This is a genomic window from Pseudoalteromonas sp. DL-6 (assembly GCF_004328665.1).
Lineage (GTDB): Bacteria > Pseudomonadota > Gammaproteobacteria > Enterobacterales > Alteromonadaceae > Pseudoalteromonas.
In genome coordinates this window covers 2,568,839-2,585,244 of sequence record NZ_CP019770.1, presented here as the reverse complement: position 1 = coordinate 2,585,244, position 16,406 = coordinate 2,568,839, and the positions used below count along the sequence as shown (strand labels likewise).

At 44.6% G+C, this 16,406-nt stretch carries 12 protein-coding genes and 3 pseudogenes; 11 read left to right on the top strand and 4 right to left on the bottom strand.

Annotation, left to right across the window (positions count from 1 at the left end; all coding sequences use genetic code 11):
- Window position 1: 1 nt before the first annotated feature.
- Genes B1F84_RS12100 through B1F84_RS12090 form a run of 3 tightly spaced genes read right to left on the bottom strand, consistent with a single transcriptional unit; the run spans window position 2 to window position 2,048 of the window.
- Complete coding sequence (locus B1F84_RS12100) at window positions 2-313, bottom strand: putative quinol monooxygenase (protein WP_165489687.1); 312 nt, start codon at window positions 311-313, stop codon at window positions 2-4.
- 16 nt (window positions 314-329) lie between these two features.
- The gene (gene nfsB, locus B1F84_RS12095) at window positions 330-986 is read right to left on the bottom strand and encodes an oxygen-insensitive NAD(P)H nitroreductase (protein WP_131691565.1); all 657 of its coding nucleotides are present in this window, start codon (window positions 984-986) and stop codon (window positions 330-332) included.
- Window positions 987-1,016: 30 nt separating this feature from the next.
- Window positions 1,017-2,048: a zinc-binding alcohol dehydrogenase family protein gene (locus tag B1F84_RS12090; RefSeq protein WP_131691564.1), complete on the bottom strand. Its 1,032-nt coding sequence runs from the start codon at window positions 2,046-2,048 to the stop codon at window positions 1,017-1,019.
- 115 nt (window positions 2,049-2,163) lie between these two features.
- On the opposite strand from B1F84_RS12090, the gene B1F84_RS12085 reads away from it, so the two are divergent.
- The 5 genes and pseudogenes from B1F84_RS12085 (at window position 2,164) to B1F84_RS12065 (ending at window position 5,274) form a co-directional block, all read left to right on the top strand.
- Window positions 2,164-2,520: a helix-turn-helix domain-containing protein gene (locus B1F84_RS12085; protein WP_131691563.1), complete on the top strand. Its 357-nt coding sequence runs from the start codon at window positions 2,164-2,166 to the stop codon at window positions 2,518-2,520.
- A 408-nt stretch (window positions 2,521-2,928) separates the two neighbouring features.
- Window positions 2,929-3,066, top strand: a pseudogene (locus B1F84_RS12080) (transposase); the annotation flags it as partial.
- Between the two features lie 261 nt (window positions 3,067-3,327).
- Complete coding sequence (locus tag B1F84_RS12075; RefSeq protein WP_131691562.1) at window positions 3,328-3,888, top strand: YbhB/YbcL family Raf kinase inhibitor-like protein; 561 nt, start codon at window positions 3,328-3,330, stop codon at window positions 3,886-3,888.
- Entirely contained in the window at window positions 3,885-5,033 is a 1,149-nt protein-coding gene (locus B1F84_RS12070) for an L-dopachrome tautomerase-related protein (RefSeq protein ID WP_131691561.1), read from the top strand. Before B1F84_RS12075 ends, B1F84_RS12070 begins: the two co-directional genes overlap by 4 nt.
- Before the next feature lie 16 nt (window positions 5,034-5,049).
- Complete coding sequence (locus B1F84_RS12065; protein WP_131691560.1) at window positions 5,050-5,274, top strand: hypothetical protein; 225 nt, start codon at window positions 5,050-5,052, stop codon at window positions 5,272-5,274.
- Between the two features lie 2,048 nt (window positions 5,275-7,322).
- Here B1F84_RS12065 and B1F84_RS12060 read toward each other — a convergent pair.
- Window positions 7,323-8,408: pseudogene (locus B1F84_RS12060) on the bottom strand (ISAs1 family transposase).
- Window positions 8,409-8,596: 188 nt separating this feature from the next.
- On the opposite strand from B1F84_RS12060, the gene B1F84_RS12055 reads away from it, so the two are divergent.
- From B1F84_RS12055 to B1F84_RS12030, 6 genes and pseudogenes are all read left to right on the top strand, one after another.
- Window positions 8,597-8,827: a transposase family protein gene (locus tag B1F84_RS12055; protein ID WP_165489686.1), complete on the top strand. Its 231-nt coding sequence runs from the start codon at window positions 8,597-8,599 to the stop codon at window positions 8,825-8,827.
- 11 nt (window positions 8,828-8,838) lie between these two features.
- A complete protein-coding gene (locus tag B1F84_RS18050) occupies window positions 8,839-9,201 on the top strand; it encodes an ISAs1 family transposase (protein ID WP_131691558.1) in 363 nt (120 codons plus the stop codon).
- A gap of 402 nt (window positions 9,202-9,603) precedes the next feature.
- Window positions 9,604-9,861 (top strand): IS66 family insertion sequence element accessory protein TnpB, encoded by a 258-nt coding sequence (tnpB, locus tag B1F84_RS12040; RefSeq protein ID WP_131691557.1) that lies wholly within the window; start codon window positions 9,604-9,606, stop codon window positions 9,859-9,861.
- Between the two features lie 103 nt (window positions 9,862-9,964).
- Window positions 9,965-10,370, top strand: a pseudogene (locus B1F84_RS18045) (IS66 family transposase zinc-finger binding domain-containing protein); the annotation flags it as partial.
- On the top strand, window positions 10,371-10,586 hold the full coding sequence (gene rfbC / locus B1F84_RS18040; protein ID WP_240702028.1) for a dTDP-4-dehydrorhamnose 3,5-epimerase: 216 nt from the start codon (window positions 10,371-10,373) through the stop codon (window positions 10,584-10,586).
- Window positions 10,587-10,878: 292 nt separating this feature from the next.
- Window positions 10,879-15,489: a PKD domain-containing protein gene (locus B1F84_RS12030; protein ID WP_205988823.1), complete on the top strand. Its 4,611-nt coding sequence runs from the start codon at window positions 10,879-10,881 to the stop codon at window positions 15,487-15,489.
- Window positions 15,490-16,406: the final 917 nt, after the last annotated feature.

The following is a 16,406-nucleotide window of genomic DNA, read 5'->3' as shown; positions in this document are numbered from 1 at the left end:
ATTAGATTTCATCAATTAATTGTAGAGTAATATTCATCTCATCTTTATTAAAGCTGCCTGCAAAGGCAGTAAAGTGATCAGATTCAGCATGAGAGTTTAATGCACCAATATTTTTCCATCTTTCGATAACTACAAAGTCTCCACCTGTATTTTCTACACCAGGTACTCCTTTTGCGTTGATCTGATAAAAATCATAACGCAAGCAGCCTGACTCAGCGCGACTGAGTTCAACAAGTTTTTTCATATGAGTTTTAACTGCAGCCTTCGCATGTTCTATAACATGCAATGTGGCAATAACATTAACTTCTGACATTCGTTTTATTCCATCCTTAAAGAAAAGTAAAAATTTCAGTTTCAGGTAATCTAGATTTCGGTAGCTTAGCATTGAAGTCGCTATCTTTACGGTAACCCAGTGCAATAATTGCTAATGCGGTATAACCGCGCTGACGTAGTCCGAGTGCTTCGTCAAGTGCCTTTGGCTCTAAGCCTTCAATGGGAACAGCGTCAATACCCATGGCGCTTGCTCCCAGCAATAGCGTGCCCATATTCAGGTAGACTTGTTTTTCCATCCAATGCTGTGCATCCTTGTACTCAAAACGATGCATATTGACAAACATACTGCGGCCACTATGGTTAGCTTGTTTAAAAGAAATGTCTGCTTCGAAACGACCATCTTTTTCTTCTGTATCTAACAGATGGTACATATACTCTTCATCAATATTCGTTTTTGCACAGAAAAGTACTACGTGCGAGGAATCTAAAACTTTTCCTTCATTAAAGCTATAGATTCCTTGTGTTCCTTCAGCAATCTTGCGTTTTCCCTCGTCTGTATCTGCAATTACAAAGTGCCATGGTTGTGAATTCACACTGGAAGGACTAAAGCGTAATAATGTCTTTAAATCATTAAAGTTACTTTCAGATATTTTTCTATTTTTATCGAACTCTTTAGTGGAATAGCGTGTTAAAGCTACATCTGCAATATTCATAAATCACTCCTAGATGATTTATTATGTGGGTTAAAAAATAATTGATGTTTTACCGATAGCTGTGCCGCTTTCTATTTTTTCGTGGGCTGCTCTTAAAGTCTCTGCATTGAAGCCGGTTAGCGTTTCATTCAATGTTGTCCGGATACGTCCAGCATCAACTAGATTAGCAACTTGTTGTAAAATTTCGCCTTGCTTTTCGATATCAGGTGTATTGAATAGAGAACGTGTAAACATCAGTTCCCAGACAAAACCTGCGGATTTTCCTTGCAGCTTACTCAAGTCAACACCACCATCAAACTCAACAATAGAGCAGATCATTCCTTGTGGTGCTATCAGCTCGGCCATGGCATCCCAATGTCCGACGGTATCTGCTGTATTGAAAATATAATCAACAGTCTCAAAACCAAGAGCCTTAACGGAGGGGACTAAATCGTGATGATTAGCGACATAATCTGCCCCCATTTTTTTTGACCATTCAATGGTTTTAGGGCGGGATGCAGTTGTAATAACAGTGAGGTTTGTCAACTGCTTAGCAATCTGTGTGGTGATAGAGCCCACACCTCCGGCTCCGCCGATTATTAATAATGATTTTCCTTTAGTGGTGTGGTTTATATGTAAACGATCAAAAAGAGCTTCCCAGCCAGTTAGAGCTGTAAGAGGCAACGCTGCTGCTTCTGCATCGGTTAAGCTGTTCGGTGCTAGGGCAATAATTCGTGAATCAACCACCTGATATTCTGCATTTGAGCCTTGACGACTCACATCCCCTGCATAATAAACGCGATCACCCAGCGCGAAGTTTTTCACCTCATCTCCTAGCCCCACAATCGTACCAACAGCGTCATAACCGGCAATTCTTGGTATATCTAAAGTTGTGTTTTTCGCTGCGCGAATGCGAATTTTAGCATCGGCTGGATTTATCGATACCGCGCTAATTTTAACAATTACATCATTTGAAGCGGACTTGGGATAATCAGCATCAAATACATGTAAACTATGAGGATCTGAAACTGGCAAAGACTGAGTAAAACCAATAGCTTTCATTTTTTTTGTTGCGATAGACATAAAAATGCCTCCTTTAATTTCATTTATGTTAAAAACGCTGTAGCATCTATAATAAAACTACAATCTAAAAAAACAAGTACGTACAAATTTGTCATATAGGTACTAAAAGGATACTATGAAAGAGCCTCGTTTCGATTGTTACTCAAGTATAGGATGCCCAGTGGAAGCGTCTTTGGAGCTATTTGGTGGTAAATGGAAAGGAATGATCCTCTATCATTTACTCGACGGAACGTTACGATTTAACGAGTTACAACGACAAGTTGGTAATGTAACACAACGTATGTTAACTAAGCAGTTGAGAGAACTGGAGGCAAGCGGATTAATTCACAGAGAGGTCTATGCCGAAGTCCCCCCCAAAGTAGAGTACAGCCTGACAGATATTGGTGAAACACTAAGACCAATATTAATGTCATTAAAAACTTGGGGCGAATATTATGCTATCCCAATACATTTGAAAGACCGTCAAAAATAGTACTCCCTGCAAGTTACCCAGCGCTGCAATATATATTAACTCGCGATGGAAGTAGTCGCTGACTAGGGAATCACCAGATAATTCCTTTTACAATTAATTAGTAGACACGCATGCTGCTGTTTGATCTAATCAGTTTCGCCAAAAACAAACTAAAACAGCATAATGCGTGACATTACGATATAAGATGAATATCTTAGCTATCAATGTTCTTTCATCAACAAAAAATGTCTTAATTATCTTATATTTACCAGTAAATTATTACTGGAAGGTGAATAATTATCTTTGACCCAACTAGGTCGTAATATCTCTGGCAAAGTGGCGCTTAAACAAAGTATCAAACGCATTGACCGCTTGCTCGGTAATCACCACATCAATAACGACAGATTGTCGATATATCGTTGGCATGCAATGCATCTTGCGATTGATGTTGATACCCATGAAGTTATTAGCGCAGAAGTAAGCCTCGGCAACGTTGGTGATAGTGAAGCTCTTCAAATATTATTGAATCCACTTCGCAGAAAGGTTCATGCAGTGTCAGGAGATGGTGGTTAAATACTTCAGTGCTACAGACTAGGGCTGCAAGCCTCTTATTCTTCCTGGGGAAAGTACGCCTGAAATACAGTGCTTTGGCTAATACTTAAACAATCGAGGGGCGTTTTTTGTTAGTTCAATTTAGGAGAAAAAGCCGGTGATTATCAAAAAATTTTTAAAAGTAAATACAATAAATATCCACTAATACACTTAGGTTTCTTTTTGTATAATAAATCCTACGAACCAAATCTATCATAAAATTTAGGATGTTATATCATGAGGCAAAAAAAATATTGGTGTATTGCACTAGGCACTTTCATTTTCCTCCCCTTTGTCTATGGCGCTGATTTTCAAATAAAAAGTTTATTAACTGCCAATCAAGTCATACCTTCAGACTACTATTGGAACCAATTCGGTTGCAGCGGTGCCAACTTGGCGCCCAGGCTGGACTGGGAAAATGCGCCGGTAGGAACCAAGAGTTTTGCAGTCACCTTTTATGATCAGGATGCTCCCACAGGTTCAGGCTTCTGGCACAGGGTGGTATATGATATTCCCGCCGATGTCCACAGCCTGCCAGGCGGCAAAGATGGCGGCCCCTTGCCAGAAGGTGCTATTGAGTCAAACACAGATCTGGGAAAACCCGGTTTCTTCGGCCCATGCCCACCCGAGGGGCGTCAGCACAGATACAAGTGGACAGTCTATGCGCTCGATGTGGCAAAACTGCCAGTAACCCCCGACTATTCTGCGGCGATGACCGGCTTCTTCCTCTGGCAACACACCCTGACTAAGAGTGAGCTCGTACTGCTGGCCGGTCCAAGAAAGGAGTCAACACAATGAAATTATTTACTTTGTCTACCCTTTTCGCCGGTGCATTGGCCTCCTTTAGTATTTCAGCCTCTGCGGCATCCGTTTCGCAGTACTCTGAAAGCGAAGCTCAGGTCTACCGCACTACAGAGCGGGCTGTCGGTGGCATCAGCTTCACTCCAAGCGGGCGTATGCTGGTGAGTTTTCATCCCTTTTACGAGCCTGAAATCAAGGTAGCGGAAATCTTCGCCGATGGCAGCAGCAAGCCATTTCCAAACCGCGACTGGCAAGGCTGTGTCCGCGGTGACGGCAGTCAGAAAGATCCCGATACCTGCCTAAACTGGGTTCTTGGTCTGCGTACCGATACCAACGGTATTGTCTGGTTGCTGGACTCGGGCCAGGCTAGCCCCAGAGTCACCCCGAAACTGGTGGCCTGGAACAGCAATACCAACAAGCTGGAACGAATTATCCACTTGCCATCACCGGTATCCCTGCCGGAGTCGCAGCATAATGACTTACTAATATCCCCCAAGCATCAGTTGATTGTTATCGCCGATGAAGGCATTGCGACTGGGTCTGTGGGCGACAAGGCTGCCCTGGTGGTGGTAGATCTCAAAACAGGCCAGAGTCGCCGAGTACTGCAGGGCCACCAGAGCGTGATGCCTGACACTAACCGCCCAATAGTGATAGATGTCGGCACAGCCGGGCAGAAATCGCTCCCCATTTATGTGGGCGTCGATGGTATTGCCATAGATAAAGATGAAGAGTGGCTTTACTTTACTCCGCTCAGCAAGGGGGAACTTTACCGGATCCCCATGTTGGCCTTGGCCAATCCTTCCCTGTCGGCAAGCGTGCTGGCCAATCAGGTTCAGTTTTGGGCCCACAAACCCAATAGTGGTGGCCTGAGCATAGATGTTGACGGCAATATCTATCTCACCGAAGTCGGCGAGCGCCGTATTGGCATTATTCCAGCAAGTAGTCGTGAGTATCGCCCATTTGCCGCAGATCCGAGAATGATCTGGCCAGACGGTGTCAGCCTGGGTGCTGATGGCTTCCTCTACAGCGCAGCCGCACAGCTGCCGCTGTCTGCGCCACTGAACGATGGTAAGGCCAAAAACCAACCCCCTTACTACATCTTCCGCTTTAAACCTTTGAGCGCCGGTGTACAGGGAAACTGAAACTAAGGAGTCCATCATGAATATTCAGGGATTGGATTACTTTACGCTGCTCAGCAGTAAACTGCTGCAGACCCGTGATTACTACTGCTGGGTTGTTGGCTTGATCGAGGGCTACCGTCCTGCGTTAGCCTTTCCGGGCCATTGGTTTTATGCCGCAGACAAACCTGTGCTGCATCTAGAGTCTGCCGAGCAAGATCCGGCTAGAGGCCTACCAAGACAAAGGCGCATCACCAATGGCTAAGGCGTCGTGGTTCATCTATCTTTTCGCAGCGCAGACCTAAGTGCCATGCAGCACAAACTGCTTGCACTTGAACTGCAATTTCGGGAGCAGTAGACCCCTGAAACTCTTGAACATCAACGGTTTCTGGAAGACCCCAACGGCATTACCGTTGAGATAATTTTTCCCTTCTCACTGGTCAATAATATCCTGGGAGAAGCTATGCCCAAGCTGATATTTAGCAGATCCTAACGGCCATACCATTGACAGAAGAAACCCCATGCCAAACCCGATACCAAACCATGCAATCACTTCAACATCACAGGAAACGCCGCCACGGCTGGGAGTCACCAACCTCGCTTTCATCGGGCCACTACAGCCATTGTCGGCTATGTGCTAGATATCTTGGGTAAATCGGTGCAATTGAATTTTGCCGATCATCAGGCCAACTTTGATGCCCTTGACCGGGGCAAGCTTGATCTGCTTCGCTTGGTTACCTCACAGCAACGGCATCTGTCTGGATAAAATCTAGAAGTGTGGGAGCTGGGCTGTATTATGACCCCTATGCCCTATGATGTGTGCCAGAATATGTGTCGTAAGATCTGGTGTAATCGGTGACAGATCTATTGCGTCCATAAGTGTTGGAGTAAATGCGCCACCACATTCAAGGAATGTTTCTCAAAACAGATGATGCAGGGTTATGGTTTGCAGCAGGTCGGCTATGAGTTCCATACCGGCACTCAGCAGCAATGTTTCTAAGCCTTTAAGAATGCAATGCAACATAAGGTCTGGGCCGAGGCCCCAGTTTTTGAATCATAATTACAAGATATGGGAACTCAAGGATCTCAAAGGTCTGCTGGGTGGCAAAGATCACGCCTTACTCTTACTGACAGAAAATGCCGCTGGTCGCTTTGCTCAGACTCAGATCCGGTGCTGGATAATATTCAGATGTCTAATAGGGACATTGCCGAGTTGAACTATGCCATCAATCGCAGGGATCTTAGCGCAGAAGAAGCTGCCGAATGTTGGCTAAGTGTTCATCCAAAATGGCTGTATCCCCTTGGCGTCGTCAAACCCGTGAGGAATTGAACCATGGTAAGGCGTTGTTGCCTATATCGAGTTAACCCATTTTGCTTATCTGCGTCTGCTCGTGAAACATTACAATCAGGTCGTATCATGGGCGCAGCGCAGCCAAGGGCAAAATCACCAACTGAAAGTAAATACAATCCAGTCTTAACTCAAAGAGGTTAGTTAACCTTTTGGATGGACGATACTGCTATCAAGTAATGGTACAGTTAACACCCTTCTGGGCGCAGGGGTTGAAACAATACTTACAGTGACTTAGTCATCAACAACGCGACCCGAAATCGGAGGTGATTAGAATTGCCATTAAAGATGTAAAGTTGTAATATTCGTAAATGGATACTTGAATTAAAATACGGAAGAACTAAAGTTAGGTATACTATAACTTGAATTGCACCTTCACAAGTAAATCGAAGATAAAATGAAAAATTATAATGAGGAATTAATCGACCACCTATATGACACTTTAAAGGTCTTATTCGAGACAAAGACCATATTTATACTTCTATTGCTATCCCTCCCAACCTTACTAGTCTTTAATATTAATTCATTATTTATATTTATTATTTACCTCATGACAGTCTGTATACTGTCAAAATCAGCGAGGTTAGGGGGCATATTAGGAATTTATATAGTTTGGTTAACATTAATATTGTATTATAACGCTCCAGAACCAGGCCATTACATCGAAGTGATACTTAGAGGCTCACCAAGAGGGAATTCTGTAACAAATCACATAAAAAGTAGTAAAGAAATAATAGATACAATTCCCAAAGGGCTTCAAGCCAAACTATTTGTATCTTTTTTTCATAGTCTTTTTTATGGGGGGTTTATCGGTTTAGGCTTAGGTATGGTAGGACGCACTTTAAAAAAACAAAATAAATAAGCAATTCAATCGCCTTTATTGACAAATGAGTAGAATTTAACAATATTTAATCACCACCTTGGTAAACAGTGCGGGATTACCAGGGCAAGAGCATGAATTTTTTTTAAGCATTTATTATCTTATCCAAATACTCTGAATTCATTGCGGCTAGGCGTCTCTTTCGCCGTAGACTTAATTTGCTTGGCCCTTTTTCAGTATATTGTCGGTAGTCTGCCGCATTCTTACTAGATTTTCTGCACTATCATCTCGAGATATCTGGCAAGCATCCTTATTTATTGTCACATCCAGTACCCAATGAAGCTGATTTTCAACAGCCCAATGACTACGAGCAGCGTCAGCTAATTCCTCTACTGATAATATCGCGGAACTGATATGTCTGAAGCTTTCCTTCACCTTTGTGTATCTGATAACTAATGACTTTGCCAACTGATTGTATTGTCGGCTATTTAGCATCTATCAGCTCCTTGGAAGCCGCTATGGTTTGATACTCCTGATATTCTTTTCGACTACGCAGCACCTCGATTTGAGTAACATTTTCAGCTTCCTCAAACTGAGCTGCAAAGGTCTCTTTTACGCGCTGATACAAAGCACTTTGATTGCCTTTGACTGCTAACAGGAAGTCGGCGCCTTTACCTATGATGGTATGAGCAATCTCTGCTTGAGTGCTCATACCATCAATGGTAACCAGTGCGCCTTTAATATCCAATAAGGCTAATAACTCAGGGAACGCGGTGTGATCTCATTGGACTTCGCATCGGTTTTAAGTTGTCCCATCACTACACCATTGTTGGCAGAGAAAGCATTCACCATATGAATAGCCGATTGACGCTCCTCAGTGTTATAAGAATCGAGTAAGTTTGCCATAAATGGCCATGATTTGACCTTGAGTCAATTGTTGGGTTGCTTACATCCATGAAATAAAGGCTTGTTGCAACGCTTCTGGATCAACTTTGCTGATAATTCGTGCGATGGTGTCATGAACAGGAATACCTTTGCTGAAATCACCATACTTCTTCAGTAATTCCAAGTGACAATGACGAAAGTCTTCAATATTTTCCCCACTCTCAGAGCCACCGATGACCGCCACCACGGTTAAGAACAACACATCAAACAAAAGATAAGTCACTTTGGCGGCCTGTCGGTGGTCTTCAATAAGTTCAAAGTGCTTGGTAAGGGAAAGAAGGCTAATGATCGTGTCTCATCAAAAGAGAATATAAGATCACAAAGCCGTCAAATTGAGAAGTATTGCTAGTTTGAATGGCTGAAAATTGTTCGCTATGTCATCCTGATGCACTCATCGTCTATTTATGTGCCGATTTAGTCGATTTTCGAAAATCGATTAATGGTTTGGCGGCTCTGGTCAAAGCGGAATTGGAGATGCCAGTGCTCAATGGCGCTGATGGATGGAAGTCAATTCAAGAGTTTGGTGAGTTGCAACTGGATTGGCTAAGGCATCATCGTCCCTTTGAAAATGGCATTCCAAAACGCCATTGTATTGCTAATATAATCAGAGCATTAGATACAGATTCTTTACTCAAGGCACTGTTAAATCGGAGTAATTCTCGTCGTGAAGAAGCTCAAAAGCCATACATTGCGATTGATGGTTAGGTGCTTCGAGGTTGCTGGAAAGACAATGTGACAATGCGCTAAATGTGGTTAGTGCATTTGATGTTGATAATGGGCTAGCCTTATATCAACAAGCTGCGAAAAATAAAGGCCAAGAAGGTCAAGTTGTCCGTGATATCATCGACATATTAGCGTGTAAAGATTGCATTGTGACGCTTGATGCTCTGCATTGCCAAACGAAAACGTTGGAAACAATTGTAAAGAATAAGGCTACTTTATTATCCAAGTCAAAGCCAATCAGCGTAATTTACATAATGCTATCGCTGAGCACTTTAAAGCTCACTATGACAGCATGGGCCCACACGAAGAAACACAAAGCAATGGAAATGCTCATGGCCGAAGTGAAAGTCGTCTAGTTATGCAACTACCGATTAAATTACCGCAGAAACTCAAAGAGAAATGGCCTAATGTCAAAACGGTGATTGAGATTGCAAGAGGTCGTAAATTAGGTGACAAAACCAGTTATACCTCCCACTTCTATGTCAGTTCATTGGCGGTAGAGCCAGAGTTAGTGGCAAAAGTAATACGCGAAACATTGGCACATAGAGAATCGGCTTCACTGGGTCTTAGATGTTGTCTTCAAAGAAGATAAATTAAAGGTATCAGACCCCGACGGGGCGGCGCACATCGCTTTATTCAACAGGGTATGCTTAAACATAATCAGATAACATCAAGGTAAAAAAGACAGTTTAGCAGCGAAACGAAGAGGAGCAGCTTGGAATGGTGATTTTAGGACGGAGTTACTCTTTGGTTAATCTATGAGCAAAGTGGAATCCCATCCTGGTGGCGCACTATTTGTGTTTTGTAATAAAGGGCGCGACAAACTCAAACTGCTGTACTGGGATAACACTGGCTTTGCCCTATGGTATAAGCGATTAAACAAGCATAAATTTAAATGTCCCAAACTCATGTTACCCACCATGACATTAACTGAGCAACAATTACACTGGTTATTAGCGGGTTATGATGTGATTGACCACAGCAAAATTGATGTCGCAGGTAAGCAAGTGCTTTAATTATTCAAAAGATATGGCGATCGATTAATGATCATCAAAACAAGTTCATTTAGCACTACAAAACCATTATTGATGCCATTATTAATGCCTTAAAATAGGCTTCATGAAAAATGAACTCGCCCTTAAACAGCGCATCGCTGAGCTGGAAAAACTGCTCGAAAATGAGCGGCAATTATCTTTACAGAAAGATGCGCAAATCGCAGCGTTAGAAGAACGCTGGCGTTTAGCTCAACAAAAACAATTCGGCAAAAGTGCTGAAGGCTTTGTAGGGCAAGACGAGTTATTCAATGAAGTGGAGGAAATTGTTTAAGCCGCTGCCAAAAGACTTATTTCGTGGGCAGGTTATCCACGACATCGAAGATAAAACCTGTAATTGTTGTGGCGGTGAGCTACATAAAATGGTTGAATATAAGTCAGAAAAGCTTGAGTTTATTCCCGCTCAAATCAAAGTGATTGAGCACATTCGGCCTAAGTACGCTTGCCGTCACTGTGATAAGCTCTCGACTAATATGAAGCATATCCAAGATAAGTTAGTTTGGGTTACCTCTGATGAGGTATTTGATGTAGCATTGGATATTCTCCAAGATTCAGCCACTTATGGGCAATGGGTGGGAGAATATTTATCTGCTGATAATAAACGTCAAATTTGGATCACCGCAGGTTTTGCTCATGGTTTTTATGTGTTGAGTGACTCTGCTGATTTTCTTTATAAATGTACGGATTAGTATAATACATCATCTGAAAAAGCGATTTTATTGAATGATGCGGATTTGAATATCAACTGGCCATTAACTTCTAAACCATTATTGTTATATGAAGATCAGCAAGCGTTTTGCTGATATTGAACCACTGTGGTGGTGACTTCTTACCTCCTATCAGGCGATGTTATGCGCAACTAAATCAGGATACTTTTCTTACGAAACTTGCCCTTTTGTAAAATGTAAGTTAATAGTCTAAGCTGAAATCAAATATAATGAGTAGACTATTTAATGGGTGCGGGCTATGTTCAGGAGTCGAGTGATTTTCTTGTTTTGGATCTTAATTGTACTTCAGGGATGCAGTGACGACAGGGATAATAACGCTGTTAAACCGCCGGTAGTTCCCCCCGTGCAGCCACCCGTTGAGGTGGTATTGCCAGTCGCTGATGCAGGGCATCCCATCCTAACCAAGATCGGCGCCAGCGTCATACTCAATGGCAGTGGCTCCCATGACCCAGATGGCAAACCATTAACGTTTCAATGGCAACTGATCTCTCTGCCGCTAGGAAGTACTGCCCAGCTTTCTGGTTCAACCAACCCCTATCCACTGCTGACGCTCGACCGTCCAGGCGAGTACCGGGTTCAACTGGTTGTCAACAATGGCACCCAAAGCAGTCTTCCTGCGGAGGTTGTCATAACCGACACAGATACGCCTCCCGTTGCTGACGCTGGGCTGGATATTAAGTTGTCTGGCACAGCCGCCGTTATGCTTGATGGCAGTCAAAGCTTTGATGTGGATGGCGACAGCCTCAGTTATTCATGGACGCTTGTTGAGCGCCCCTCGGGCAGCCAAGCAAGCCTTTATCGAGACAAAACAGCGTTTCCGTTGCTTCAGCATGATATTGCAGGGCAATATGTTGCAGAGCTGGTGGTGAGTGACGGCACCCAGGAAAGTGCTCCAGATCGGGTGATCATCTCAGACACCAATACTGTGCCGGTTGCAAAGGCGGCTGCCGGTGCTTTTATCGCCCTGGGCACTGCAGTAAAGCTCAATGGCTCTGATTCTTTTGATGCCGATGGTGATAGCTTAACGTATGGTTGGCATCTGGTTTCCCGGCCTGAGGGCAGCCAGGCAAATCTTTTGGATACCAGTGCAGCAGCAACCAGCTTTACGCCTGATGTGGCTGGCGATTATGTCGCAGCATTGGCAGTAAAGGACGTCAGTAGCACTAGTGAAACAGCCACAGTAACCATTCATGCCGCTTCAATGGTAAACCGGGCTCCCATTGCGGTAACCGGGCATGACAGACAGATTGCCACCTCGCAACCCGTGCATTTAGACGGCAGTGCGTCCCACGACCCTGATGGAAACGTTATAAACTACCGCTGGTCACTGGTACACAAGCCGTCTACCAGTCAGGCTCAGCTTAGTGAACCCTTTAGCGTGCATCCTTTCTTTACCCCAGATGTTCCCGGCAGCTACGTAGCGCAGTTAATCGTTAACGATGGCAGTCGTGACAGTCTGCCGGTCAGTGTGCTGTTAACCGACAGCAACCTGCCGCCAGTGGCGCACGCAGGCAGCGATATTAAAGGTGGCCCGGGACAGACGGTGCTGCTTGATGGCAGTGCATCCTCCGATGGTAATGGCGATCCACTCAGTTATCGCTGGAGTTTGGTGAGTCAACCCGCGGGTAGTCAGGCTGTGTTAACCGACACCAGCTCCGCCCAACCAGCGCTGACCCTAGATACTCAGGGCCACTACGTGGTGCAGCTTATAGTGAATGATGGTTATGCCGACAGCGCTCCGGATACCATGGTGATAACCGATGTCAACCTTGCTCCGGTTGCCAACGCGGGCAGCGATCAAAAAGCCAGCAAAGGCAGCCGGGTTAACCTCAGCGGCACACGCTCCACTGATGCTGAAGGGCAGCTATTGAGTTATCGCTGGACATTGCTGAACCAACCTGCGGGTAGCGTTGCTGTGCTTACTGATACCGACACTGTGGACACCGAGTTTGTGGCTGATCTCAGTGGCGATTATATCGTCCAGCTGGTAGTCAATGATGGTGAGCTCGACAGTAAGCCTGCCACAGTCATAGTGCGTGATTTTGATAAAAATACCTTACCTGTAGCCTATGCAGGCTCGGACCTTGCGGCCGAAGCGGGGATGAGTATATTGCTCGATGGCAGTGCGTCATTTGATGCCGATGGCGATAGCCTAAGTTATCAATGGGCGCTACTGACCCGTCCGAGTGGCAGCAACGCCCAATTAGCGGATGCTGCCAGTGCCAACCCAAGCCTGAAAACCGATCTAGTTGGTGACTATGTGGTGCAGTTGGTGGTGAGTGATGGCAAGGGGAACAGCTTGCCGGATACAGTACTTATCCATGATGTGGCTAAAAATGTTGCCCCTATCGCCGATGCGGGCAACAACCAGCAGGTGGATGTGGGAGCCCAGGTGACACTCAGTGGTCAGGCATCGTTTGATGCCAATGGTGATGCATTGAGTTACCACTGGGCCTTGATCAGCAAGCCTGCTGCCAGTATGGCTATGCTAACCAATGACAATCAGGCTAGCAGTCAATTCACCCTGGATATTGCCGGTGCCTATGTTGCCCAGCTAGTCGTCAATGACGGTAAACTAGATAGTAGCCCAGTGACTGTTTCCATAACCAATAAACCAAGTAGTAACATCGGTGCTAACCCTGTACCCAGTGGCCATACGCTGATTTTAAACAGTTCTCTTGGCGGGGAGGATGAGATAGGAGGGCTTTACTCTATTAGCGAGAAAAATATTACTGAAATTCATCCTCTACTAAGCCTCAAAGGTAAGCCCGGAGTCGAGACTACAGGATACCTTGGATTGGTATTTAACCAAACAACTGGCAAATTTTACTTCATGCTGCCAAATGAGGGGCTGTATGCTGGCGCTGCCGTAATGAGCTTTGATCCAGTGACCAAAGTCGTTGATATTCTACATCATGTTGAATATGAGATAGTGAATGGTAATCGCGTTTATGGTTTTGATACCCGTTTGCTGCTTCACCCTTCTGGCAAAGCACTTTTTGGTTTGGCCAAATACGGTAGTTATTTGAATGCTGGACGGGTGTTTTATCTGAATATCGACCCTGCCAGCCCCGACTATCTGAAATTTGCCTGGGTCGCAGACCTCGGTGCACCGGATATCCAAGGCAACACATTTGGGCGCTCCCCATTGGCGCATATGCAATGGAACGGGGATAACCGGATATTTATCGCCAACTACAGTAGACGTAACGCTACCAATACAAATGTGCTGGAGTTGACGCCCTCAGATCCTCAGGACCTTAGCAAGCCTTGGGTATCAACGCCTTTTATGACTCCCACATATTTCAATTCACTTTATTACAGTTACTCGGGGCATTATCTCCATGTATCGGGAAATTCGTTTGTCAGTGCCCTGCAAAATAGTGGCAAAACCATCTTTAACGTTAATACCCGTGATGGGGGGGCTGAAGGGTATGTTAATTTTGAGTGTTGGAAAAGTCTGGGAGTATTCAGTTGGACTGGCAATGATCTGTTCTCGGTTTGTGCTGGGTCATCGACCCACCCGGCGATGTTAACTGAAGTGAACGCTGGCAGTGGGCAATCGAGTGATGTTCGACGATTCTCAAATTGGGGAGGCTTAACAGCAACCGGATTTGCACCATCAACAGTGGGAGGTGCTCTCTATATTTCAAATGGAGATGAAAGTGCACTGGCATTTGCCAGTGAGATTCGCCTTAGCGGCTCCAATAAGGTTTTTGGTATAACTCTTGGTACCTCTCAGCTTCGAAGTATTAACAGCCTTAACTTTTCCGATTTCCCTGTTATTGTCGGCGGAGGGAATAGAGGGTATATCTTTATTGGCGATCCCGGCATTGCAGATTTTTCCAATGACAATATCAATGACAGATTTGTATCTGTTATCAGCTTTGATGGTGGTGATACCCGTCATGGAGCCATCATAACTAAAGATCGTTTGGATGATAGCCTATCGGTAACCAGTTTGGGCTATACCGCTGGTGCATATCCAATAGGCAAGCCGTTAATTCACAGTAATGGGAAAGTATACGGCAGCGTCTGGTATGCTCCCGGTTTCACCGGTTCCGGCGCGCAATTCAGTTATGACCCAAACAATGCCATTATTCAATATGGCAGTGGTAATGGTGATATTCGCCCGGGCATTGCCCTGAAGGAGGACGACCGTGGTGGGTTGGTTGGACTGGGGATCGATATTTTAGACAATTTCAGACAAATTTTGTACCGCATTGACCCAGATTCACTGGCTTTCACCGAGTTGGCCGCCTTCGATATCACTAACAGTGCCCAGGCGACCAGCGAAGTGCAACTGAGAAATGATGAGGCCTGGTTTGTTTCCAACAGCGCTATTCACTGCTACAACATGCAAACCAAGGCTCAGGGTTCCAGCGCATTTGTGAGTACTGATGGGCATTTACCCGTGAGAGGATTGAGTTTCAGTGACGCCACCAATACCTGGTATGTGGCAACCCGATCCAGTGCAACAGCAAATCAAGGTACTATACAAGCCGTAAGCAATGATTGTGGTCAGCCGCTAAACAATGATGTGGTAACTGGGTTGACCGATATACCATCCACAGGCCTGCTCACCGCCTCAAACGGCAAGCTATACTACGGCACAGAAAATGGTAAGTTGATGGAGTTTGATCCACTGCTCAATCAGGTGCAACAATTTGCATCAGTGGGGCCCGGGGAGGTGTTAGGTTATCTCACCGAAGACAGCAATGGTGACATCCTCGGCATTATGCGCCAGAACAACGATGATGTGTTGTTTGCAGTACCTTTAGGCGGGGGCGCCGTGACCTCCAAGACATTACCGCGTACATCACCAGCAGACGTTTATTACCCAGGCGTGGTAGAACTCAAATAGTCGCTTATGAAAAAATACGACCCTATGATCTAATGACATTCAGATAAGTATCATCGCTTATACTTAAATGGATACTTAGGTTGTATAAGGAAGGCTGAACATGAAAAAGTTTGGCCTCCTTCTTTATTTCTTTTCTGGCAACATAGAGCGAATGATGCATTCACACATATGTATTACGCTGCAAGAATAATCTGTTGAGGGAAGTTAACTTAGGTCCAGCTTGTTGCAAGGGGAATACCAGGATGCCTTTATTACGGATATTGAGGGCAGCATTTAAGTCGCGACTTATATCCGTAGTGTTTCAACAGGAACTGTCCCACTTGTGAACCGACAAAGGCATATCTTCCACTTTATGACTAAAGCTTAAGGTGATCAAAGTTCTCAATGTCCTCGTCCCCCCCTCGACCCCAGAGAGTAATTCATAGATAGCGAGTAGAAAAATATCGATAAGTTAATGTTTTTTTTAAACGTAATCGTTTGGGCTACTTTATCTTATGCGTCCAGCGAATTACACCTAGCATCGATGTTTTGATTGTCTAAAAATATTTGTTCAAAAATAAATTTGGAGCAGGTGATGAAAACATACAGAACAACTACTTAGTGACAGATGCTACTTCAATAACGCGGCTCGTTTAGTGGCACTAATATCGAATTTTGCCCTCTATCACCACTTACTATAAACAGCGCTTTACTGGCTGAGTATCAGCCTAATTCAACCTTGCCAGTGCAAACAACGAACCCCACATCATCACGTTTTATTCAGTTAAAACAAACCACCACTGAAGTCTGCGCGCAAACTCATAAAAATACACTGCAGCTTTATACCCGCACAGGCCAGTTAATGTTTCCTGCCAATTTAGCAACGAACGATATCGTTTCCATCATTAAAGGGCTGATGGCATGAAGATGTTTGTTGA